The organism is Arthrobacter sp. Soil_C_60 (assembly GCF_057656375.1).
Genome location: NZ_JBDGKM010000005.1, coordinates 103527 through 121822 on the forward strand (window position 1 = coordinate 103527; position 18296 = coordinate 121822).

18 protein-coding genes are annotated in these 18296 nt (G+C 65.3%); 8 read left to right on the forward strand and 10 right to left on the reverse strand.

Annotated elements, in window-relative coordinates; all coding sequences use genetic code 11:
* Positions 1–42: 42 nt before the first annotated feature.
* A complete protein-coding gene (locus tag AC3A4M_RS12615; protein WP_498736061.1) occupies positions 43–1359 on the forward strand; it encodes a hemolysin family protein in 1317 nt (438 codons plus the stop codon).
* Between the two features lie 3 nt (positions 1360–1362).
* On the opposite strand, the gene AC3A4M_RS12620 is transcribed toward AC3A4M_RS12615, so the two are convergent.
* Positions 1363–1860 (reverse strand): GNAT family N-acetyltransferase, encoded by a 498-nt coding sequence (locus tag AC3A4M_RS12620; protein ID WP_498736062.1) that lies wholly within the window; start codon positions 1858–1860, stop codon positions 1363–1365.
* A gap of 303 nt (positions 1861–2163) precedes the next feature.
* Here AC3A4M_RS12620 and AC3A4M_RS12625 point away from each other — a divergent pair, with 303 nt between their 5' ends.
* A complete protein-coding gene (locus AC3A4M_RS12625; RefSeq protein WP_498736063.1) occupies positions 2164–2709 on the forward strand; it encodes a hypothetical protein in 546 nt (181 codons plus the stop codon).
* An 81-nt stretch (positions 2710–2790) separates the two neighbouring features.
* Here the strand turns inward: AC3A4M_RS12625 and epsC are convergent, their stop codons facing one another.
* Positions 2791–3378, reverse strand: a complete 588-nt coding sequence (gene epsC, locus AC3A4M_RS12630; protein ID WP_498736064.1) for a serine O-acetyltransferase EpsC — start codon at positions 3376–3378, stop codon at positions 2791–2793.
* Positions 3379–4052: 674 nt separating this feature from the next.
* On the opposite strand from epsC, the gene AC3A4M_RS12635 reads away from it, so the two are divergent.
* The 4 genes from AC3A4M_RS12635 (at position 4053) to AC3A4M_RS12650 (ending at position 7699) form a co-directional block, all read left to right on the forward strand.
* On the forward strand, positions 4053–4757 hold the full coding sequence (locus AC3A4M_RS12635) for a transglycosylase family protein (protein WP_498736065.1): 705 nt from the start codon (positions 4053–4055) through the stop codon (positions 4755–4757).
* Between the two features lie 204 nt (positions 4758–4961).
* Positions 4962–5366 carry a hypothetical protein gene (locus AC3A4M_RS12640; protein ID WP_498736066.1) on the forward strand — a complete coding sequence of 135 codons (405 nt, stop codon included), beginning with the start codon at positions 4962–4964 and terminating at the stop codon, positions 5364–5366.
* Between the two features lie 62 nt (positions 5367–5428).
* Complete coding sequence (locus AC3A4M_RS12645; protein WP_498736067.1) at positions 5429–6088, forward strand: pentapeptide repeat-containing protein; 660 nt, start codon at positions 5429–5431, stop codon at positions 6086–6088.
* Between the two features lie 105 nt (positions 6089–6193).
* Positions 6194–7699, forward strand: a complete 1506-nt coding sequence (locus AC3A4M_RS12650; RefSeq protein ID WP_498736068.1) for an acyl-CoA synthetase — start codon at positions 6194–6196, stop codon at positions 7697–7699.
* Between the two features lie 13 nt (positions 7700–7712).
* Here AC3A4M_RS12650 and AC3A4M_RS12655 read toward each other — a convergent pair whose 3' ends face one another.
* From AC3A4M_RS12655 to AC3A4M_RS12675, 5 genes are all read right to left on the reverse strand, one after another.
* Positions 7713–8456, reverse strand: coding sequence for a maleylpyruvate isomerase family mycothiol-dependent enzyme (locus tag AC3A4M_RS12655; RefSeq protein WP_498736069.1), 744 nt, complete (start codon positions 8454–8456; stop codon positions 7713–7715).
* Between the two features lie 47 nt (positions 8457–8503).
* Positions 8504–9298, reverse strand: a complete 795-nt coding sequence (locus tag AC3A4M_RS12660) for an IclR family transcriptional regulator (protein WP_498736070.1) — start codon at positions 9296–9298, stop codon at positions 8504–8506.
* Positions 9299–9316: 18 nt separating this feature from the next.
* Positions 9317–9532: an Rv3202a family protein gene (locus AC3A4M_RS12665; protein ID WP_498729822.1), complete on the reverse strand. Its 216-nt coding sequence runs from the start codon at positions 9530–9532 to the stop codon at positions 9317–9319.
* Between the two features lie 65 nt (positions 9533–9597).
* Entirely contained in the window at positions 9598–9897 is a 300-nt protein-coding gene (locus tag AC3A4M_RS12670) for a MoaD/ThiS family protein (RefSeq protein ID WP_498736071.1), read from the reverse strand.
* A gap of 3 nt (positions 9898–9900) precedes the next feature.
* The gene (locus AC3A4M_RS12675; protein ID WP_498736191.1) at positions 9901–11016 is read right to left on the reverse strand and encodes a WD40/YVTN/BNR-like repeat-containing protein; all 1116 of its coding nucleotides are present in this window, start codon (positions 11014–11016) and stop codon (positions 9901–9903) included.
* 94 nt (positions 11017–11110) lie between these two features.
* On the opposite strand from AC3A4M_RS12675, the gene AC3A4M_RS12680 reads away from it, so the two are divergent.
* Entirely contained in the window at positions 11111–12322 is a 1212-nt protein-coding gene (locus AC3A4M_RS12680) for an MFS transporter (protein ID WP_498736072.1), read from the forward strand.
* A gap of 5 nt (positions 12323–12327) precedes the next feature.
* Here the strand turns inward: AC3A4M_RS12680 and pyk are convergent, their stop codons facing one another.
* The gene (gene pyk / locus AC3A4M_RS12685; protein ID WP_498736073.1) at positions 12328–13779 is read right to left on the reverse strand and encodes a pyruvate kinase; all 1452 of its coding nucleotides are present in this window, start codon (positions 13777–13779) and stop codon (positions 12328–12330) included.
* A gap of 10 nt (positions 13780–13789) precedes the next feature.
* Positions 13790–14557: an SDR family oxidoreductase gene (locus tag AC3A4M_RS12690; protein ID WP_498736074.1), complete on the reverse strand. Its 768-nt coding sequence runs from the start codon at positions 14555–14557 to the stop codon at positions 13790–13792.
* 151 nt (positions 14558–14708) lie between these two features.
* Between AC3A4M_RS12690 and aceE the strand changes: the two genes are divergently transcribed.
* On the forward strand, positions 14709–17450 hold the full coding sequence (aceE, locus tag AC3A4M_RS12695; protein WP_498736075.1) for a pyruvate dehydrogenase (acetyl-transferring), homodimeric type: 2742 nt from the start codon (positions 14709–14711) through the stop codon (positions 17448–17450).
* Between the two features lie 90 nt (positions 17451–17540).
* On the opposite strand, the gene AC3A4M_RS12700 is transcribed toward aceE, so the two are convergent.
* The gene (locus tag AC3A4M_RS12700) at positions 17541–17720 is read right to left on the reverse strand and encodes a hypothetical protein (RefSeq protein ID WP_498736076.1); all 180 of its coding nucleotides are present in this window, start codon (positions 17718–17720) and stop codon (positions 17541–17543) included.
* Between the last annotated feature and the right edge of the window lie 576 nt (positions 17721–18296).

The following is an 18296-nucleotide window of genomic DNA, read 5'->3' on the forward strand; positions in this document are numbered from 1 at the left end:
ACGGCCCCTGACTCACCGCTGACCTTTCGATAGTGTCTGGTTATGGATGGCGGCACTTTGATGAATTTCGCGTTGGTCCTCTTCTTTGTGCTGCTCGGAGGGGTGTTCGCCGGCACGGAAATGGCGCTCGTGTCGCTCCGGGAGAGCCAGGTGCGGCAGATCGGGCGTTCCGGCAAGTCCGGCGCCAAGACGGCCGAGCTCGCCCGCAACCCCAACCGGTTCCTCTCCGCCGTGCAGATCGGTGTGACGCTTTCGGGTTTCTTCTCGGCGGCCTACGGCGCGTCCACCATTGCTCCCGACATCGCGCCGCTGCTCGAAGGGCTGGGCCTCGCGGCGGGCTCCGCCCAGTCCGTGGCGTTCATCGGCATGACCCTGGTGGTGGCCTACCTGTCCCTCGTACTCGGCGAGCTGGTGCCCAAACGCCTCGCGATGCAGCGCGCCGTGGGATTCACCAAGATCCTGGCACCGCCGCTGAACCTGTTCAGCAAGGTCATGCGCCCGGTGATCTGGCTGCTGTCCGTGTCCACCAACGCGATGGTGCGGCTCCTGGGCGGGAATCCGTCCGCGAAGTCGGACACCATCACCACTGAGGAGCTCTGGGACATGGTGGCGCAGAACGAGGCGCTGGGCGAGGACAGCCGCAGCATCCTGAACGACGTTTTCGGCGCGGGGGAGAGGCTGCTGCAGGAGGTGATGCGCCCGCGTCCGGAGGTCCGCTTCATCGAGGGCCGGCTGACGTTGGACGAGGCGCGCGAGTACACCCGGAACCTGCCGTACTCGCGCTACCCGGTGATCGGCAAGACCTCCGACGAGGTGCTCGGATTCATCCACATCCGCGACCTCATCCCGGAACCGGGCGAAGCGGCCGGCACCACAGTCGGCGAGATGGTGCGCGAAATCCTGCCGCTGCCGGGCACCAACCGGGTGCTGCCCACGCTCTCACGGATGCGCAAGGAGGGCCATCACATCGCCCTCGTGGTGGACGAATACGGCGGCACGGACGGGATTGTCACGCTTGAGGACCTGGTGGAGGAACTGGTCGGCGAGATCTACGACGAGTACGACGCCGGGGTGGACCCGGAGGACCGCGTGCGGCAGGCCGGCGGCGCCATTGATGTCGACGGCGGCCTGATTCTGCAGGAGTTCAAGTCGCTGGCCGGCATCGATCTCCCGGAAGGGCGATATGAAACGGTGGCCGGCTTCATCATTGACCGCCTGGGCCGCATGCCCCGCACCGGCGACCAGGTGGAGGTGGCCGGACACCTGCTGGCCGTGCTCTCCATGGAGGGGCTGCGGATCGGGCGTGTCCGGGTTACCGAAGTGCCGCAGGAAACCAACGACGGCGGCCGCAGCGGCTAGGTATCATGCTCCCGCGCGGGTTTTCCGCCAGAGCCACGCCTGCCCCGTCTGATCGTCCGGGACAGTGCCTTGGCATGCGAAGCCGGCTTTCGTCAGGACTGCCCCGGAAGCGTTGGTGCGCGGAAGCGTGCGGGCTTCGACCGCCGCCACTTCCACGGTGTTGAAGGCTCGATCGACGAGCTGACGGACAGCAGCGGTGGCATATCCCTGCCCGCGGAAGCCAGGCGCGATCTCGTAGCCGATCTCGACTGTCCCGTCCTTGGGCGGGCCCTTGTAGCCGCCGGATCCAACCAGGACGCCCAGCTCCGGATCCAGAAAGTAGTACATCCGCCACTCGGCCTGGCCGGTCTGCTCCTGGAGTGCTTCGAGCGTGAACTCAAATACCCACGGGTACTCGGGCCAACCGGCCGGAATGATGACTCCCAACATAGAAGCTAGAGCGTCAGAGCCACCGTGCAGGTAGGCGGCCAGATCATCCGGAGTGGCTGCTCTCAGCAGCATCTGCTTTGCTCACCGACCTTTCAGCCGCAGACCATCAGCGAATCTCCGCCCTAGCGTAGTCGGATAAGACCCGTCAAACACGGATTCCGGGAAGTAAAGCCCTAACCGTGGCGGGCCGTTTTGGAGCGACAGGCCGAGGTTAACTTTAGATGATATGTCCTCTTTTGAAGCAACGTGGGGTTGCTTCCCTTGGGTGAAACGATAAAGTCGCTTCCGGGGGCGCCGCATTAGCAGCGCCCTTTGGCCTGTCCGCAGGCCTTGTCAGTGATTCGCACTCTCCCCATCACGAATCGAGCATCAAATATGAAGAAGATAGTCTCAGCAGTGGTCCTGTCCGCTGCGCTTACCCTGTCAGCCGGCACCGCCGCCTACGCGACCGATGCCCAGTACCCCGCCCCCGAACTTCCTGTTGTCGTCTCCTCCGGCAGCGTCCAGGCCGGCGAGGAATTCACCGTTTCCGGTGCAGGTCTCGAGGCCAACGAAGAGGCCACTCTCCGCGTGGCCCAGAACCAGTCCAAGAACAACTTCCGCGGGGACGCCATGAGGATCTCGGCCAGTGCCGCGGGCGAGTTCTCGGAAGAAATTTCGATCGACAAGCCTGGCCGCCACTGGATCTCTGTGGAGGGCGATGAAAGCGGCGAAATGGGCACTGCTTCCGTTGTCGTCACCGGCCCGCCGACTGACGGTCACACCGGACCCAAGGACGACAAGGAACCCAAGGAACTGAAGGCGGACCGTTCCGCCGCCACCACGTCGGTATCCCCGGCAGCATGGGGCGTAGCAGGTCTTGGCCTGCTGGTCACGGCGGGCGCAGCCGGCGCCTTCATGGTCAAGCGCCGCCAGAGCTAACGTTTGAGCTAGCAGTGAAGGCCTCACGGCAGCCGGGTGGCAGCGTCCTAGTGGCGCCGCTGCCCGGCTGCCGGTCTTTTATCAGAGCAGGAACGCCGGGTCGATCAGGTCCAGCCGAGGATCCAGCGGATAATTACCGTCCTTATGCCGCCATTGCGCAGGCACGCCGATGGCTACAGAGTTGGCGGGGATATCCGTAACGACGACGGCGTTGGCGCCGATCGCTGAATCGTCGCCAATGGTCACGGGGCCCAGGATGCGGCAACCGGAGCCCAACATGACGCGATTGCCGATGGTCGGATGCCGCTTGGTCTTATCCAACGCCCGGCCGCCCAGCGTGACCCCCTGGTACATCATCACGTCGTCGCCGATGACCGCGGTTTCGCCGATGACAATCTTGGTGCCGTGGTCGATAAACACGCGGCGGCCCAGGGTGGCGGCGGGATGGATTTCGATCCCGGTGAGGAAGCGGGCGAACTGGGACAGGAGCCGCGCACCCGTGCGCAGGAGCGGCCGGTTCCACATGGCGTGGGCAATGCGGTGGGCCCAGACGGCGTGCACCCCGGAGTAGGCGAAGCCGACTTCCAGATCCGAGTTCGCGGCCGGGTCCTGGGCGCGCGCGGCCTTGAGGTCCTCGCGCAGCAGTGCCAGCAGGCTGTTCCTGGCCACGGTCGATCAACTCCTTATAGCGGTTATGGTTCCCCTCGCGGCAACCCGGGCCCGAGCGAGGGTATTCCCGCGACACCCTCCAGTTTCTCCACAGCAAGCGTTGCGGGGTGTTGGTCGGGCCTACTGCACCCGTTGCCCAAAAAATTTTCCAGAGAGGTTTCCGGGCGCCCTCGGCGAACAGAATCCATTTGTGTTTCTGTGGCTCCCACGTGCACTGCTGCCGTCGAAAATTTCGGGGCGGGCCGACGTCGTACTCTTTGAGTGTTTCTGCAGGTGAGACGGTACATCAAGCGCTTTCAGCAACATTGGAAACTAGCCGAAAATGTCCTCGCCGTGAGCCGGTCGGAATGGTCCTCCTGCTGCCCCCGGCGCAGCGAGCAAAACGGCGAGCGGCACACGCACGACACGCGGCGCGACACGCGGAACGATTCATCACGATTTTGCATCGTTGATAACGGTCCGGTAACGTGGCGGCTTGTGCGGGGATGCAACCCGCTCAGGGGAGCCGGATCCTAACCGGCAGACTTACTGAAAATCGAATATGCTCGGCGCTGCCCAACACCAAATGCCGTCAACATGGCAGACGTCGGTAATGACCTCGATCTAACGAGTGGTTGACGGCGGCGTGATGAAGTCCGGGGACGGATGGAGCGAAGGTGGCCCTGCGGAGCATCGTGAACTCAAATAAGAACAAGAACTTCAGCCGTGCCCTGCGCGGAGGCCTTGCGGCAGTAGCCCTCACCGGTGCCGGTGTAGCCATGGTCGGAACGCCGGCCAACGCTGCCGACACCGCCACCTGGGACGCCCTGGCCGAATGCGAAAGCGGCGGCGACTGGAGCATCAACAACGGCAACGGCTTCTCGGGCGGACTGCAGTTCACCCCCAGCACCTGGGCAGCATTCGGCGGCAGCGGTAGCCCGCAGAACGCCAGCAAGGCTGAGCAGATCGCCGTAGCCGAGAAGGTCCAGGCCACCCAGGGCTGGGGCGCCTGGCCGGCATGCTCGGCCAAGCTCGGCCTGAGCGGCGGCGGCGGAGCGCCGGCACCGGCACCTGCCGAGGCACCGGTCCAGGAAGCACCTGCCGAGTACAACGTGGCACAGGCCCCCGTTGAGGCTCCGGTCCAGGAAGCCCCCGTCGAGCAGGCCCCGGTCCAGCAGGCCCCGGTTGCCGAGGCGCCGGCCGCTCAGGCTCCGGCCCAGGCCCAGGTTGCCGTCAGCGGCGAGACCTACTCCGTCCAGGCTGGCGATACCCTCAACACCATTGCCACCGAGCTTGGCATCGAGGGCGGCTGGCAGGCACTGCACGCAGCCAACGCTGACACCGTCGGCAACCCGAACCTGATCTTCGTTGACCAGGTACTGCAGCTGCCGGCCAACTAAGGCCCAGCTGACCTAAAACCAACTGCGTTTTGCCGCGCAGTTACCCAAGAAAGCCCCGCGTTTCCCCCCCAACTGCGCGGGGCTTTCTGCTGCCCTGGGGCCGAAGTGGCGTCGGTCTCACCGGCAGCTGTTTTGGAACAGGACTGCGCATCCGCCGGTTCCTCCTAGAGGAACGATCAATCGGACGAAAGTGTGCGGGACATAATGGTGGCCAATGACGGGTACGGGGTTTACGAAATTATCGTGGCGTTTGCCCATATAGCGTTTGTCGCGCTCTTGCTGGGCAGTGCTTTGACCAACATCGTCCGGTTCCCGTGGTTTCTGTATGCGGACGAGCCCCGTCCCGCCGTCCAGCGTCGGGTGGGCATCGCCGAACTGCTGCTTGCCGCCGTCGTCTGCCTTCCTTATTTCTGGGGTCAAGGAAGCTCCGTGACGGCGCTGATTGCGCTCGCCTATGGCCTGTCGGTGGCAGTGCTGGCGCTGTGGCGCTGGAAGAAGGGGCATGCGTTCCGCCTCTCGTCGCTGCTGGTGCCCGCGCTCTTGGCATTCGCCTTCGGGGTGCTCAAGGCCGGTGAGCTCACCGCGCTGGCCGTGGCTGGGCAGGCGTAGCCGCACCGGGGGAGGGCGTTGGGTCTGCCGATTGTCCTTTCCGGATGTGATGGGATGGCAGCATGGCAAAAAGTGCGACGGCGGCCCCCAGGCTGGATCCGGTCCGGCTGGCGAATCTCGAAGACCTCGACTCTGCGGATCTGCTCAGCGGGGACCATTGCGAGGGGCGGCGCTACACCAACGTGCAGTTGGACGGGCTGGATCTGACCGGCATCACGTTTTTGGAGTGCGAGATGCTCTCCGTCGCCCTGAACGGAACCCAGCTGCGCGGCGCCCGGTTCACCGACTGCCGGTTCGAGGAGCTGTACGCGCCGGTCTTCAGTGCCGCCCGCTCGAGCTGGCGGGACATTGAACTGACCCGGACCAGGCTCGGCTCTGCCGAAGTCTTCGACTCGGCGCTGCAGTCCGTCCATTTCGACGGCGGCAAACTCGGCTACGTGAATCTGCGCAGCTCCAAGCTCACGGACGTGCTGATCTCGGACTGCATTATCGACGAGCTGGACCTCGCCGGTGCCCGCGGTCTGCGCGTGGCGTTGCGGAACTGCCGCATCGGGACACTGGACGTGACCGACGCGGTCCTTAAAGAATTCGACCTGCGCAGCAGCGAATTCAGTATGATCCGCGGCGTCGGCGGACTTAAAGGCGCAACAGTGGATGACTATCAGCTGAACCTGCTGGCACCGATTCTTGCCGAACAGCTCGGCATCCGCGTGGAAGGTTAAGGGAGGCTACCTCGCCCTGCGTAGCTTTCCGGTTAAATCGTTGACAATATCAATAAAAGGCTGTTCCAATGGTTTAAAACGTGATCCCGCTACGAAGGAGTTGCAGTGAATCTCGGCATTGGTTCATGGCCCGCCCGCCGCGCCAAGGTCCGCCCGGACGATGTCTGCATCGTCTTCGAAGGCCGGGAACGGACCTATCGTGAGTTCGATCAGCGCGTCACGCGGCTGGCCAATGCCCTGGCCAGTGCCGGTGTTTCCAAGGGCGACCGGGTGGCCTACGCAGGGTTTAACCATCCTGCCTTGCTGGAAACGTTCTTCGCCGCCGGCCTCATCGGCGCGGTCTGCGTACTGATCAACCCCCGGCTCCGGAAGCCCGAGATTGACTACATCCTGCGTGACTGCGGCGCCACCGTTGTGGTCTTCGGTGAGGACCAGCGGGGCAACGCCGAGGAACTCGCCGCCGAGCTCGAGATTCGGCAGTGGCTCAGCGTCGACGGCGGTGGTCCGGGAGCTCTCTTCGAGGACTTCCTGGCCGCCGGAAGCGGAGAACCCGTCCAGGTCGACGTCGATCTCGAGGCCCTCGCCCTGATCATGTACACCTCAGGAACCACCGGCCGCCCCAAGGGGGCGATGCTGACGCACAACAATCTGTTCTACCAGTACGTCAACGCGCTGATCGGCCAGAATCTCCGTCAGGACGAGGTGCACCTTGCCGCCGCCCCGCTGTTCCATATCGCCGGGCTGAACATGATGACGCTGCCCACGTTCACGCTGGGCGGGCGCATCATCATCCACCGGACGTTCAAGGCCGCGGCCGTGCTGGCCGAGATGGAACAGTCCCGGGTGACATCGTCGTTCCTGGTGCCGGCCATGCTCGACGCCCTGAGCAGCGATCCGGCATTTCCGACCGCAGACCTCTCCACCGTGCGCGGGTTCATGGTGGGCGGCTCGCCGCTGCCGGAGCGGACCATCCGGACCTGGCAGGACAAGAAGGTCGCCATCATGCAGGGCTTCGGGATGACCGAAACCGGCCCCGGCGTCTGCATGCTTGAACCCCGTGACGGCTTGGCCAAGGCGGGATCTGCGGGCCGTGCCCACTTCTTTACCGAGAACCAGGTGGTGGACCTCGACGGCAAGCCCGTCCCGCCCGGGGTTCCCGGTGAGGTCATCGTCCAGGGTCCCAACGTCATGGCCGGCTACTGGAACAAACCCGAGGAGACCGCAAAGGCCCTCGACGGCGGCTGGTACCACTCCGGCGACATCGCCGTAGTCGACGAGGACGGCTACATGTACATCAAGGACCGGGTCAAGGACATGTACATCTCCGGCGGCGAGAACGTCTACCCCGCCGAGGTGGAGAACGCCCTGCTCAGCGTCCCAGGCGTGCAGGAGGCAGCCGTTATCGGCGTGCCGGACGATAAGTGGGGCGAGACCGGGCGGGCCTTCGTTGTCCTCGTGCCCGATACCCACGTGACCAGCGAAGCGATGCGCGAAGAGCTAAAGCAGCGCCTGGCCACCTATAAGGTGCCCCGCGACATCGTGCTCGTCGACGAGCTGCCCCGCAACGCCACCGGGAAGATCCAGAAGCACGCGCTGCGCGCCAATGCCTGATGCCGACTAGCTACTAGAGCCAGCGGGGCGCCGTCGGGCTTTGCTGTTTGCTGGAGGTGATGCCTTTGGTGGAGCGGCCGGCAGCGAAGGCGGTGACGTCGGCGAGGGTGCCGGTGATGACTTCGGGATTGTCGGAGTCGAGGTCGCCGAATTCGAGCACGGTTGGGTTATCGGAGACTTTGAGGAGCAGGTCTTTGCCGTCGCCGCGGCTTTGCCAGGCTCCGGTGATCTCTTGGAGCAGGCGTTTGAGGACGTTGGCGGGGAGCTGGTCGAAGGCAGCACCATTGTCCAGATCGACGGCGTGGATCCAGGTTTCGCGGGTGCGCATCCACACGGTTTCCGCGGCGGGGACGGCCCGGCCCTGGGCGGTTTTGACCTTGTGTTTCCAGGCGTCCGGCGGTGTGTCGCGCCAGGCGGCGTCGAGCTGCGTGGCGGAGTCCTGATAGAGGTCCCGCAGTTCCTTGGCAGCCAGGGCGGCGCCGTGCTCGATTTCCGCGTTGCGTGCGTCCCAGGAGGAATACATGGGAGTTTCGATGCCGGTGTTGGCCCACTTCATCAGGCGGGCGATCGCACGGGCGTTGTAGCTTACGTGTGCAATGACGTGGGCGCGGGTCCAGTCCGGCAGCAGCGAGGGCGCCTGGAACGCGTCGTCGGGCAGTTCGTTGAGCTTGCGGCCGAAAAACTCGGTCCCGCGGCGCGCGGTCAGCAGCGCTTCCTGCAGAGCGGGGTCGGTGGCCAAGTCATGACTCGCTGCCATGGGTGCTCCTTGCCGAGAGGCGTTTAGATTCAACGGTACCCACGACCCTACCCGGCGAACGCCGATCCCAGGTCAGCTTCGAGCGCTTGGCGGGTCTTGAACACTTCCTGGACCAGGCCGGCGTCGAACTGCTTGCGGAAGCGCGTTGTCGGAATGGCCACGCTTATGGCGCCGACCACTACTCCGGCGGCGTCATGGATGGCTGCGCCGAGGGCGCTGACGCCTTCCTCGGTTCCTTCGAAGTTGGCGGCGAACCCATTGGCGCGGATGGCGTCGAGTTCCTGCAGGAAGGCGGGGTAGTCGGCGGCGGGGATGGCGGCGCCGCTGATGTCCGCATTGTTGGTGCGGAACAACTGCTCCAGCACTTCCAGGTCCAGTTCCGCCAGGATGGCCTTGCCTCCCGAGGCGGAATTCGCGGGCAGCACCGTTCCCTGCCGGTCGCCGATCCGCAGGATGTTCGAGCCCTCAACGGTGCTGAGGAAGCGTACCTGCGTGCCGACGCGGATCATCAGGTTGACGGTCTCGTTCAGCCGGGCTGCCAGCAGTTCCAGATGAGGCTGGGCGATGCTGCGCAGCTGCGTCGTCCAGCCGATGCCGGCGGGTCCCACTCCCAGCGAGGGCCCGGGCAGGTACCGCTTCGACTCGTCCTGGGTGGCAAAACCGCGGTAGACCAGCATGGCCAGCAGCCGGTGCGCGGTGGACGGCGCGACGTTGAGTTCGATGGCCGCATCCTTGAGCCGCACGCTGCCCAGGTCGCGCAGCAACTGGAGCAGCTGCAGGGCATTATCGACGGCGTCGATGGAGTAGGTCGGCTTCTTCCGCTGCGCCTTCGAATTCTGCATACCGGAATTCTATTGTGGTTAGGGCACCTCGCCGTGGGGGTAGTCGTCGTCTTCGTCCGGGTTGATGGACAGTGCCTGCTCCTGCACGTCGGCATCATTGGCTTCCCAGGATGCGGGGCGTTCCAGCGGAGCGGCATCGGTATCCGAGTCATCCTGCAGGGGCTCGTTCTGCCACTGCACGTCGGCTGCGTCCGCTTCCTTCGGGTCGTGCAAGCCGCCATTGTCGGTAGTCATCTTGAACCTCCTGGTTGAGTTGCGTACGGCTTGGTCGCCGAGGGCAGGGACGGGCGGTGCCCGATCTACCCGCCGGCGACGGACTGGATGATCAGCAGCTCCTGCCCGGGCCCGATGCGGGTGGCGGGGCCGTCCAGCCCGCGGATGTCTTCCCCGTCCACATAGAGGTTCACATACCGGCGGACGGCGCCCAGCTCGTTCCGCACCCGCCGGTCGAACACCGGATAGTCCGCGGCGAGCCGGTCCAGCACCTGGGCTACGGTTACCCCGTCCTCCACGGGCACGCGCAGTTCGCGCTGGTCGCCGGCTACCTTGGCCAGGAGACTGGGGACGACGACGGTGACCGCCAGGGTGGTCTCCTTCATTGGCTACCGGCCGCCGTCGTTGGTTGTGGCGGCGCGGACGCAAAGCACGTCCGGCAGGTGCGAGGCCACTTCGACGAAGACCTCGCCCTCATCGGCGCTCGCGTAGACGGAGCCGCCGCGGGTACCGAAGTAGACGCCGGCCGGATCTGAACCGTCCACGGCGGCTGCGTCGCGCAGCACCACGTTGAACTCGTTGTCCGGCAAGCCGGTGTGCAGCCGGGTCCAGGAGTTGCCGCCGTCGCTGGTCCGATGGACCGCGAGCTGGCCGTCCGGCGGAATGCGTTCGCCGTCGGCCTTGATCGGAATGACCCAGGCGGTGCCGGACTTCCGCGGGTGTGTGAGCATGGCAAAACCGAAGTCCGTGGGCAGGCCGTCGGCAATGGAAACCCAGGTGTCCGCGTTGTCGTCCGAGCGGTAGACGCCGTGGTGGTTCTGCGCGAACAGCGTGGTGGGCACCTCGGGATCCCGCGCGATTTTGTGCACGCACTGGCCGACTTCCGGATTGGGGTCGGGCATGAAGTAGGCGCTGATGCCGTGGTTGCGCGCGGTCCAGCTGGTCCCGCCGTCCGTGGTCCGGTAGACGCCGCCGGTGCTCATGGCGACATGGACGGTGTTTTCGTCCGCGGGACTGGGCAGGACGGAGTGCGCAGCGGCCCCGCCGTAGCCGGCGCCCCACTGGTCCTTGTCCGGATGCGCCCAGAGGCTGCGGTTGAGCTCGAAGTGCTCGCCGCCGTCGATGGATTTCCAGACCGAGATCGGTTCGCAGCCGGCCCAGACAACGCCGGGGCGGTCCTCGGCGTCCGGATAAAGCTGCCAGATCCGCTCCAGCGCGGCGCCGTCCTCTTCGGCGAAGCGGATGGCGCCGTTTTGGGGCTCGGTCCAGGTTCCGCCCAGATCGTCCGAGTGGAAGACCGTGGGACCCCAGTGCTCGGAGCGGGCGCCGACGAGCAGCCGGGTGCGCCCGCCGCGCTGGTCGATCCCGATGCTCGGTATCTCATTCATCAAAAAGTGCGGTTCGGACAGCGACCAGTTGACCCGGTCTGTGCTGGTTGCCAGCCACAGGCCTTTTTTCGTACCGATCGCGAGAACTGTTGTACCGGCGGTAGCCATGCACACTATTCGACCACCGCGGGCGTAACGCCGCAATGCTTTTGCGGTGAACGGTTGCGCGGCAGGGCAGAATAGGGGCGGATACTCGAGGGAACCAGGAGAAATGAGCGAACCAGCAGCAGAACAGCCCAGCTCGCGGCTGTGGTTATGGGTCCTGATCGGCGCGGCCATACTGACGCAGACGGCGCTGAACCTGGCCCGGCCGGTGATCTCCTACAAACTGCTGGCGCTTGGCGGCGATGCCGCCGTGATCGGCGTGGTTACCGCCGTCTACGCCATCCTGCCCGTGGTCGCCGCACTCTGGCTGGGCCGCGTGAGCGATAGGGTGCAGTCGCTGCGCGGCATGGTGGTGCTCGGGGCCGTCCTGCTTTCCGTGGCGGCGTTGCTGCTGGCCGCGGCAGGAGACTTCCTCTGGATCGGCGTGGCCAGCGCGCTGCTGGGCATGGGCCATCTGGTCTTCACCATCGCCGGCCAATCGGCCATTGCGCGGTATGCCCCGTTGAGCCAGTTGGACAGCGGGTTCGGTTGGTTTACCGCGGCCTTTTCCCTGGGCCAGTTGATCGGGCCGCTGCTGGCGGGCCTGCTGTTGGGCAGCGGGCTGGAAACTACCGGCGATGCCCGGATGGCCTCGGTGAACACCGCCCTGCTGCTGGCCGCCGGCATCGCGCTGGCAGGCGCCCCGGCCATGCTGGTGAAATCACGCACCGGCGGCCGGGCGGGACAGCAAACGGGGGCAAAGGCGCTGCCGAGGGAAGGCGCCCTGGTCATTCTGCGCACCCCCGGCGTCGCCTGGAACATGGCGGCTTCGCTGGCCCTGCTCTCCGCCATCGACATTCTGGTGGCCTTCCTGCCGCTGGTGGCGGAGGAGCATGGCGTGGCCCCGGTCTGGGTGGGCATCCTGCTGGCCGTGCGCGCCGGCGCCTCGATCATTTCCCGCGTCATCCTGGCCCAGCTCATCCAGAGGTGGACCCGCTACCAGCTGCTGATCGCCAGCCTGGTGGGCTCCGGCGCGGCCATCGCCGTCGCGCCGTTCTTCCTCGATGCGCTCTGGGTAGCGGGAATCGCCCTGTTTGTCGGCGGCTTCCTGCTGGGCCTGGGCCAGCCGCTGACCATGAGCCTGATTACCCAAGCCGTTTCCCCGCAGTCCCGCGGCGCCGCCCTGGCCATCAGGCTGCTCGGCAACCGCATCGGCCAGGTGGTCATCCCGCTGGCCGGCGGCCTGGTCGCCGCCCCGCTGGGGCCCGCCGCTGCCATCTGGCTGGTCTGCGGGCTGCTGGGGCTGGCGGCCGTGGCCAAATCAACGAGCAAGAGCTGACGCGCCTACACCTGCTGCCGCGCGGCTAACTGCTCTCCGGCGTCGGCAATGTCGCCCACCCGGTGTACGCGCAGGGAGTTGGTGGACCCGGCCTGCCCCGGGGGCGAGCCGGCGGCGATGACCACCAGGTCGTCGATGTCCGCCAGGTTCTGCTCGTAGAGCACCCGGTCCACCTGGGCCGTCATGTGGTCGGTGTGCTCGGCGAAGTCGACCAGCCGCGGCTGGATGCCCCACATCAGCGCCATCACGTTCAGGGTCGACTGCACCGGCGTGAAGGCAAACAGGGGCTTGTTCGGACGGAGCCGGGACAACCGGCGGGCCGAATCGCCGGACTGGGTGAAAACACAGATGCACCTGGCATCGAGCTGGTCCGCAATCTCCACCGCCGCACGGGTGATGGCACCGCCACGGGTTTTCGGTTTGCTGCCCAGCGGCGGAACGCGCTCCAGCCCGTGCTGCTCGGTGGACTCGATGATGCGCGCCATGGTCTGCACGGTCTCCACCGGATACTTCCCCACGCTGGTCTCGCCGGAGAGCATCACTGCATCCGCGCCGTCGAGCACGGCATTCGCGCAGTCCGACGCCTCGGCCCGGGTAGGCCGCGGATTTTCGATCATGGATTCCAGCACCTGCGTCGCCACAATCACCGGTTTCGCCGAACGGCGCGCCAGCTCGATGGCGTTCTTCTGCACCACGGGCACGTCTTCGAGCGGCAGCTCCACGCCCAGGTCCCCGCGGGCCACCATGATCGCGTCGAACGCGGCCACGATTTCGGCCAGCGCCTCCACGGCCTGCGGCTTCTCGATCTTCGCGATGACGGGAGTGCGGCGCCCCTCTTCGGCCATGATCTCGTGCACGCGCCGGATGTCGGCGGCGTTGCGTACAAAGGACAGCGCAACCATGTCGACGCCGGTCCGCAGCGCCCAGCGCAGGTCGGCCTCGTCCTTGTCGCTCAGGGCCGGGACGTTGACCGCGACCCCCGGGAGGTTGATGCCCTTGTTGTTGGAGACGGCGCCGGGCACCGTGACCTCCGTGACCACGCGGGCGTCATCAACGGCGACGGCGCGCAGGGCAACCTTCCCGTCGTCGATCAGCAGCGTATCGCCCACGGTGACGTCCTGCGGCAGGCCTTTGTGCGTCGTCGAGCAGATTTCCGCGGTGCCGGCCACGTCGTCGGTAGTGATGGTGAACGTGTCCCCGACGCGGAGATCGTGCGGGCCGGCGGCGAACCTGCCCAGCCGGATCTTCGGCCCCTGCAGATCGGCGAAGATGGCGATCGGCTGGTCCAGCTCGGCCGCGGCCTTGCGGATATTGTTGTACGTCTCCTCATGCACCGCGTGCTCGCCGTGGCTCATGTTCAAACGTGCGACGTCGACTCCCGCCCTCAGGAGCGCCACCGTACTTTCGTAGGTGGCAACGGAAGGGCCGAACGTGGCAATGATCTTTGCCTGTCTCATGGTGTCTCCTCTAGCCCCGGCCGATGTACGGCATTCCGGAAGCGGTAATGGTGAGCTGGTTGATGTTCGCCTGGGCCGGCAGCGTGGCCATGAGGACCACCGCGCGGGCGGCTTCTTCGACGTCGAATGTCGGCTCGACGCGTCTGCTGCCGTCCGGCTGCAGGGCGCCGTCGCTGATGCCCGCGCCGTGCAGGAGGCCGGTCGAGGTGTTGCCGATATCGATCTGGCCGCAGCTGATGCCGTACGGCCTGCCGTCGAGTTCGATGGACTTCGTCAGCCCGGTCAAGGCGTGTTTGGTCGCCGCGTACGCCACCGAGCGCGGCCGCGGCGTGTGCGCGGAAATGGAGCCATTGTTGATGATCCTGCCACCTTGCGGCTGCTGCGCCTTCATCTGCCGGAACGCCGCCGCGGCACATAGCATGGCACCGGTAAGGTTCACCTCCACCGTGTCGTTCCAGTCCGCCAGGCTGATCTCGTCGATGCCGGCCGCCGGGCCGAAGGTGCCGGCATTGTTGAAGAGCAGGTCGAGGCGGCCCCAGCGCTCACGCACTGTATTGAAGAGTCGGTCCACGGCTTCTGGATCAGTGATGTCGGTCGGAACCACCAGTGCCGCCGGGTTGTCCTCGGCGGTCTCCGCGAGCAGTTCCGGGCGCCGACCGGCCAGCGCAACGGAACAGCCGGCCGCGAGCAGCTGACGCGCCACGGCGCGGCCAATGCCGGATCCGGCGCCGGTAACGACGGCGGTGCCCACCAGGGGTGCCGAAGCTTGGGATGTCATCTGCTCTCCTTACAGGGCGTGTTCGTCATAACGTTGACAGGGAACGCACAACATCGTTCACTGTATCTTACATAACGGAATAAACATTCCGCTTTGTGGAAATAAGAAATGAGACGGCAGGAGAACTCTGTCCTCAATGGAGAGGTAGCACATGACTGTTATTGATGAGACGCCGGCTATCCTGAGCGCGCTCGCCGACCAGTTCCCGGACCGCGATCCGGAAGAGACCGCGGAGTGGTCCGAATCGCTGGACCAACTGATCAGCACGCAGGGTACCGCCCGGGCCCAGTTCATCATGCGCTCGCTCCTGCAGCGGGCAGGAGCCCAGAGCGTCGGCGTGCCTATGGTGACCACCACGGACTACGTCAACACTATCCCCGCAGACCAGGAGCCGCACTACCCTGGCAATGAAGAAATCGAGCGGAAGTACCGGGCCTGGATGCGCTGGAATGCCGCGGTCATGGTCCACCGTGCACAGCGTCCGGAAATAGGCGTCGGCGGACATATCTCTACTTATGCCGGCGCGGCCACGCTCTACGAGGTTGGTTTTAACCACTTCTTCCGCGGCAAGGACCACCCCGGTGGCGGCGACCAGGTCTTCTTCCAGGGACATGCCTCGCCCGGCATGTATGCACGCGCCTTCATGGAAGGCCGGCTCACCGAGGAGGACCTGGACGGTTTCCGGCAGGAGAAGTCGAAGGCCGGCCATGCGCTCTCCTCTTATCCGCACCCGCGGCTGATGCCCCATTTCTGGGAGTTCCCCACCGTTTCCATGGGCATCGGGCCGATGAACGCCATCTACCAGGCGCAGTCCAACCGCTACCTGCACAACCGCGGCATCAAGGACACCTCCGACCAGCACGTCTGGGCCTTCCTTGGCGACGGCGAAATGGACGAGCCGGAAAGCCGCGGGCTGCTGCAGCTCGCCGCCAACGAAAAGCTGGACAACCTCACGTTCGTGGTCAACTGCAACCTGCAGCGCCTGGACGGGCCGGTGCGCGGCAACGGCAAGATCATGCAGGAACTCGAGGCCTTCTTCCGTGGTGCCGGCTGGAACGTGGTGAAGGTGGTCTGGGGCCGCGAATGGGACGACCTGCTGGCCAAGGACACCGACGGCGCGCTCGTGGACATCATGAACGAGACCCCCGACGGCGACTACCAGACCTACAAGGCGGAATCGGGCGGCTTCGTCCGCGACCAATTCTTCGGCAAGACCCCGCAGACCAAGGCCATGGTCGCGGACCTGAGCGATGGCGAGATCTGGAACCTCAAGCGCGGCGGCCACGACTACCACAAGGTCTACGCTGCCTATAAGGAGGCAACCGAGTTCAAGGGCAAGCCCACGGTGGTCCTGGTCAAGACGGTCAAGGGCTACGGGCTCGGCCCGCACTTCGAGGGCCGCAATGCAACCCACCAGATGAAGAAGCTGACCCTGCAGGACCTGAAGGACTTCCGCGATTACCTGCGGATCCCCATCAGTGACGAGCAGCTCGAGGCCGATCCCTACCGCCCGCCGTACTACCACCCGGGTGCGGACGCACCGGAGATCCAGTACCTGATGGACCGGCGTGCAGCCCTCGGCGGTTCCGTGCCGGAGCGCCGTAGCAAGCACGCGGAGATCAAGCTCCCGGAGGCGAAGGCGTACGAGGTCGCCAAGCGCGGTTCCGGCAAGCAGCAGGCGGCCACTACCATGGCGTTCGTGAGGCTGCTGAAGGATCTGATGCGGGACAAGGAATTCGGCAACCGTGTGGTTCCGGTGGTCCCGGATGAGTCGCGGACCTTCGGTATGGACGCGTTCTTCCCGACGGCGAAGATCTACAACCCCGGCGGCCAGAACTACCTCTCGGTGGACCGTGACCTGGTGCTGGCCTACAAGGAGTCACCGGCCGGGCAGCTGATCCATCCGGGCATCAACGAGGCCGGCGCGGTCGCGGCCTTCACCGCCGCCGGCACTGCCTATGCCACGCATGGCGAACCGCTGGTGCCGATCTACGTGTTCTACTCGATGTTCGGTTTCCAGCGCACGGGCGATTCCTTCTGGGCTGCCGCCGACCAGATGACCCGCGGCTTCATCATCGGCGCCACGGCCGGCCGGACCACCCTGACGGGGGAGGGGCTGCAGCACGCCGACGGCCATTCGCCGGTGCTCGCGGCGACCAATCCCGCCGTCGTTACCTATGACCCGGCCTTCGGCTACGAGATCGGCCACATCATGCGGGCAGGGCTGGAGCGCATGTACGGCGGCAACCATCCCGATCCGAACGTCATGTACTACCTCACCGTGTACAACGAGCCGATCGTCCAGCCGGCTGAGCCGGAAGGTTTGGACATCGACGGCGTCCTTGGCGGCATCTACAAGCTGAAGGCCGCGGAAGCCCAGGGGCCGAAGACCCAGCTGCTGGCATCCGGCGTCGCGGTTCCGTGGGCTCTGGAGGCACAGCGCATCCTGGCCGAGGACTGGGGTGTCAGCGCCGACGTGTGGTCCGTGACCAGCTGGAATGAACTGCGCCGCGATGGCCTGGCTGCGGAACGGGAGATGTTCCTGAACCCCGGTTCCGAAGCGCGCAAACCGTTCGTCGCGCAACAGCTCGAAGGCGCCGAGGGGCCGGTCGTTGCGGTCTCCGACTACATGTCGCAGGTGCCCGACCAGATCCGCCAGTACGTGCCGAACGACTTTGCCACCCTTGGCGCTGACGGCTTCGGGTTCTCGGATACGCGGGCCGCGGCACGCCGTTTCTTCAGCATCGACGCCCACTCCGTGGTGGTCCGTGCCCTGCAGCTCCTCGCTGCGCAGGGCAAGGTGCCCGCCGACGCCCCGGCCGAAGCCTTCCGCCGGTACCGTCTGGACGACGTCAACGCGGGAACCTCGGGCAGTGCCGGAGGCGACGCCTAAGGCTGTGAAGAGCGATTAAAAGAGTGAGGGCGGATCCCGTAGGATCCGCCCTCACTCTTTTGGCTCTGCGAGCCCTTGCTTTAGGTGTTGCTAGCCGCGGGTGGCGCGAGCCAACCGGCTCGGCAGGCTCCGCAGCGTATTGAGCAGACCGCCCTGTCCGTGCCGGACGCGCGTCGGCGGAATATAGAAATCCGGGTCCGAGCCGCCGGCCTCGTAGATATGGGCCGTGGCTGACTGTCCGGTCTGGGTTTCGGGGCTGGGTGTATTCATACTGGTTCTCCAATTCCTTAGCTTCCTAAGCTCTGATTCCGAATAGCGGAAAAATAATATTGCTATATGAAAATGCTAAGGGGAGCCGGAGGGGTGGTCAAGAGGTTGAGCGCAGAAGTTTGGGGCAAGAATCCTCATGCAGGCGCTTTGGTGCCCGCTAATGTTGCCGCCGCTTCCAGGAAGGCTCCGGGGTCACTCCGGCCGTTCCTGATTCTGACAAGGATGCCAGATTGGCCGACAGAATCCTATGGGCAATGGTTTTCGCTGCGGCTTCCGAGGTAAATCGGACCGGGCGGCGAGGTTGGATTGGGCGTCGCCGTCGTAATGCTTGCGGGCCCAGGGGTAAGCCGCCGGGACTATCACCGTTTCGACCGGGGGCTTGCCCTCGTTATTCTCCGGCTGTGGCCGGCAAAAATAAATATCCGGTACCCTTGACACATACCCTGTGACACCGCTTACACTGTTTATGAAATAAAGATTCCACCATACAGAAACATCGAATCAAGTCGATTTCTATCGATGGTCAAGGGTGTTCAGCGTCTGAGGTGGATTAGATCTCTAGAAAGCTGACACCCG

Excerpts from the sequence above, each read along its gene's own strand:
- AC3A4M_RS12615 (WP_498736061.1), top strand. The coding sequence starts at position 43 with ATGGATGGCGGCACTTTGATGAATTTCGCGTTGGTCCTCTTCTTTGTG.
- AC3A4M_RS12620 (WP_498736062.1), bottom strand. The coding sequence starts at position 1,860 with ATGCTGCTGAGAGCAGCCACTCCGGATGATCTGGCCGCCTACCTGCAC.
- AC3A4M_RS12625 (WP_498736063.1), top strand. The coding sequence starts at position 2,164 with ATGAAGAAGATAGTCTCAGCAGTGGTCCTGTCCGCTGCGCTTACCCTG.
- AC3A4M_RS12640 (WP_498736066.1), top strand. The coding sequence starts at position 4,962 with ATGGTGGCCAATGACGGGTACGGGGTTTACGAAATTATCGTGGCGTTT.
- AC3A4M_RS12645 (WP_498736067.1), top strand. The coding sequence starts at position 5,429 with ATGGCAAAAAGTGCGACGGCGGCCCCCAGGCTGGATCCGGTCCGGCTG.
- AC3A4M_RS12655 (WP_498736069.1), bottom strand. The coding sequence starts at position 8,456 with ATGGCAGCGAGTCATGACTTGGCCACCGACCCCGCTCTGCAGGAAGCG.
- AC3A4M_RS12660 (WP_498736070.1), bottom strand. The coding sequence starts at position 9,298 with ATGCAGAATTCGAAGGCGCAGCGGAAGAAGCCGACCTACTCCATCGAC.
- AC3A4M_RS12665 (WP_498729822.1), bottom strand. The coding sequence starts at position 9,532 with ATGACTACCGACAATGGCGGCTTGCACGACCCGAAGGAAGCGGACGCA.
- AC3A4M_RS12670 (WP_498736071.1), bottom strand. The coding sequence starts at position 9,897 with ATGAAGGAGACCACCCTGGCGGTCACCGTCGTCGTCCCCAGTCTCCTG.
- AC3A4M_RS12680 (WP_498736072.1), top strand. The coding sequence starts at position 11,111 with ATGAGCGAACCAGCAGCAGAACAGCCCAGCTCGCGGCTGTGGTTATGG.
- pyk (WP_498736073.1), bottom strand. The coding sequence starts at position 13,779 with ATGAGACAGGCAAAGATCATTGCCACGTTCGGCCCTTCCGTTGCCACC.
- AC3A4M_RS12690 (WP_498736074.1), bottom strand. The coding sequence starts at position 14,557 with ATGACATCCCAAGCTTCGGCACCCCTGGTGGGCACCGCCGTCGTTACC.
- aceE (WP_498736075.1), top strand. The coding sequence starts at position 14,709 with ATGACTGTTATTGATGAGACGCCGGCTATCCTGAGCGCGCTCGCCGAC.
- AC3A4M_RS12700 (WP_498736076.1), bottom strand. The coding sequence starts at position 17,720 with ATGAATACACCCAGCCCCGAAACCCAGACCGGACAGTCAGCCACGGCC.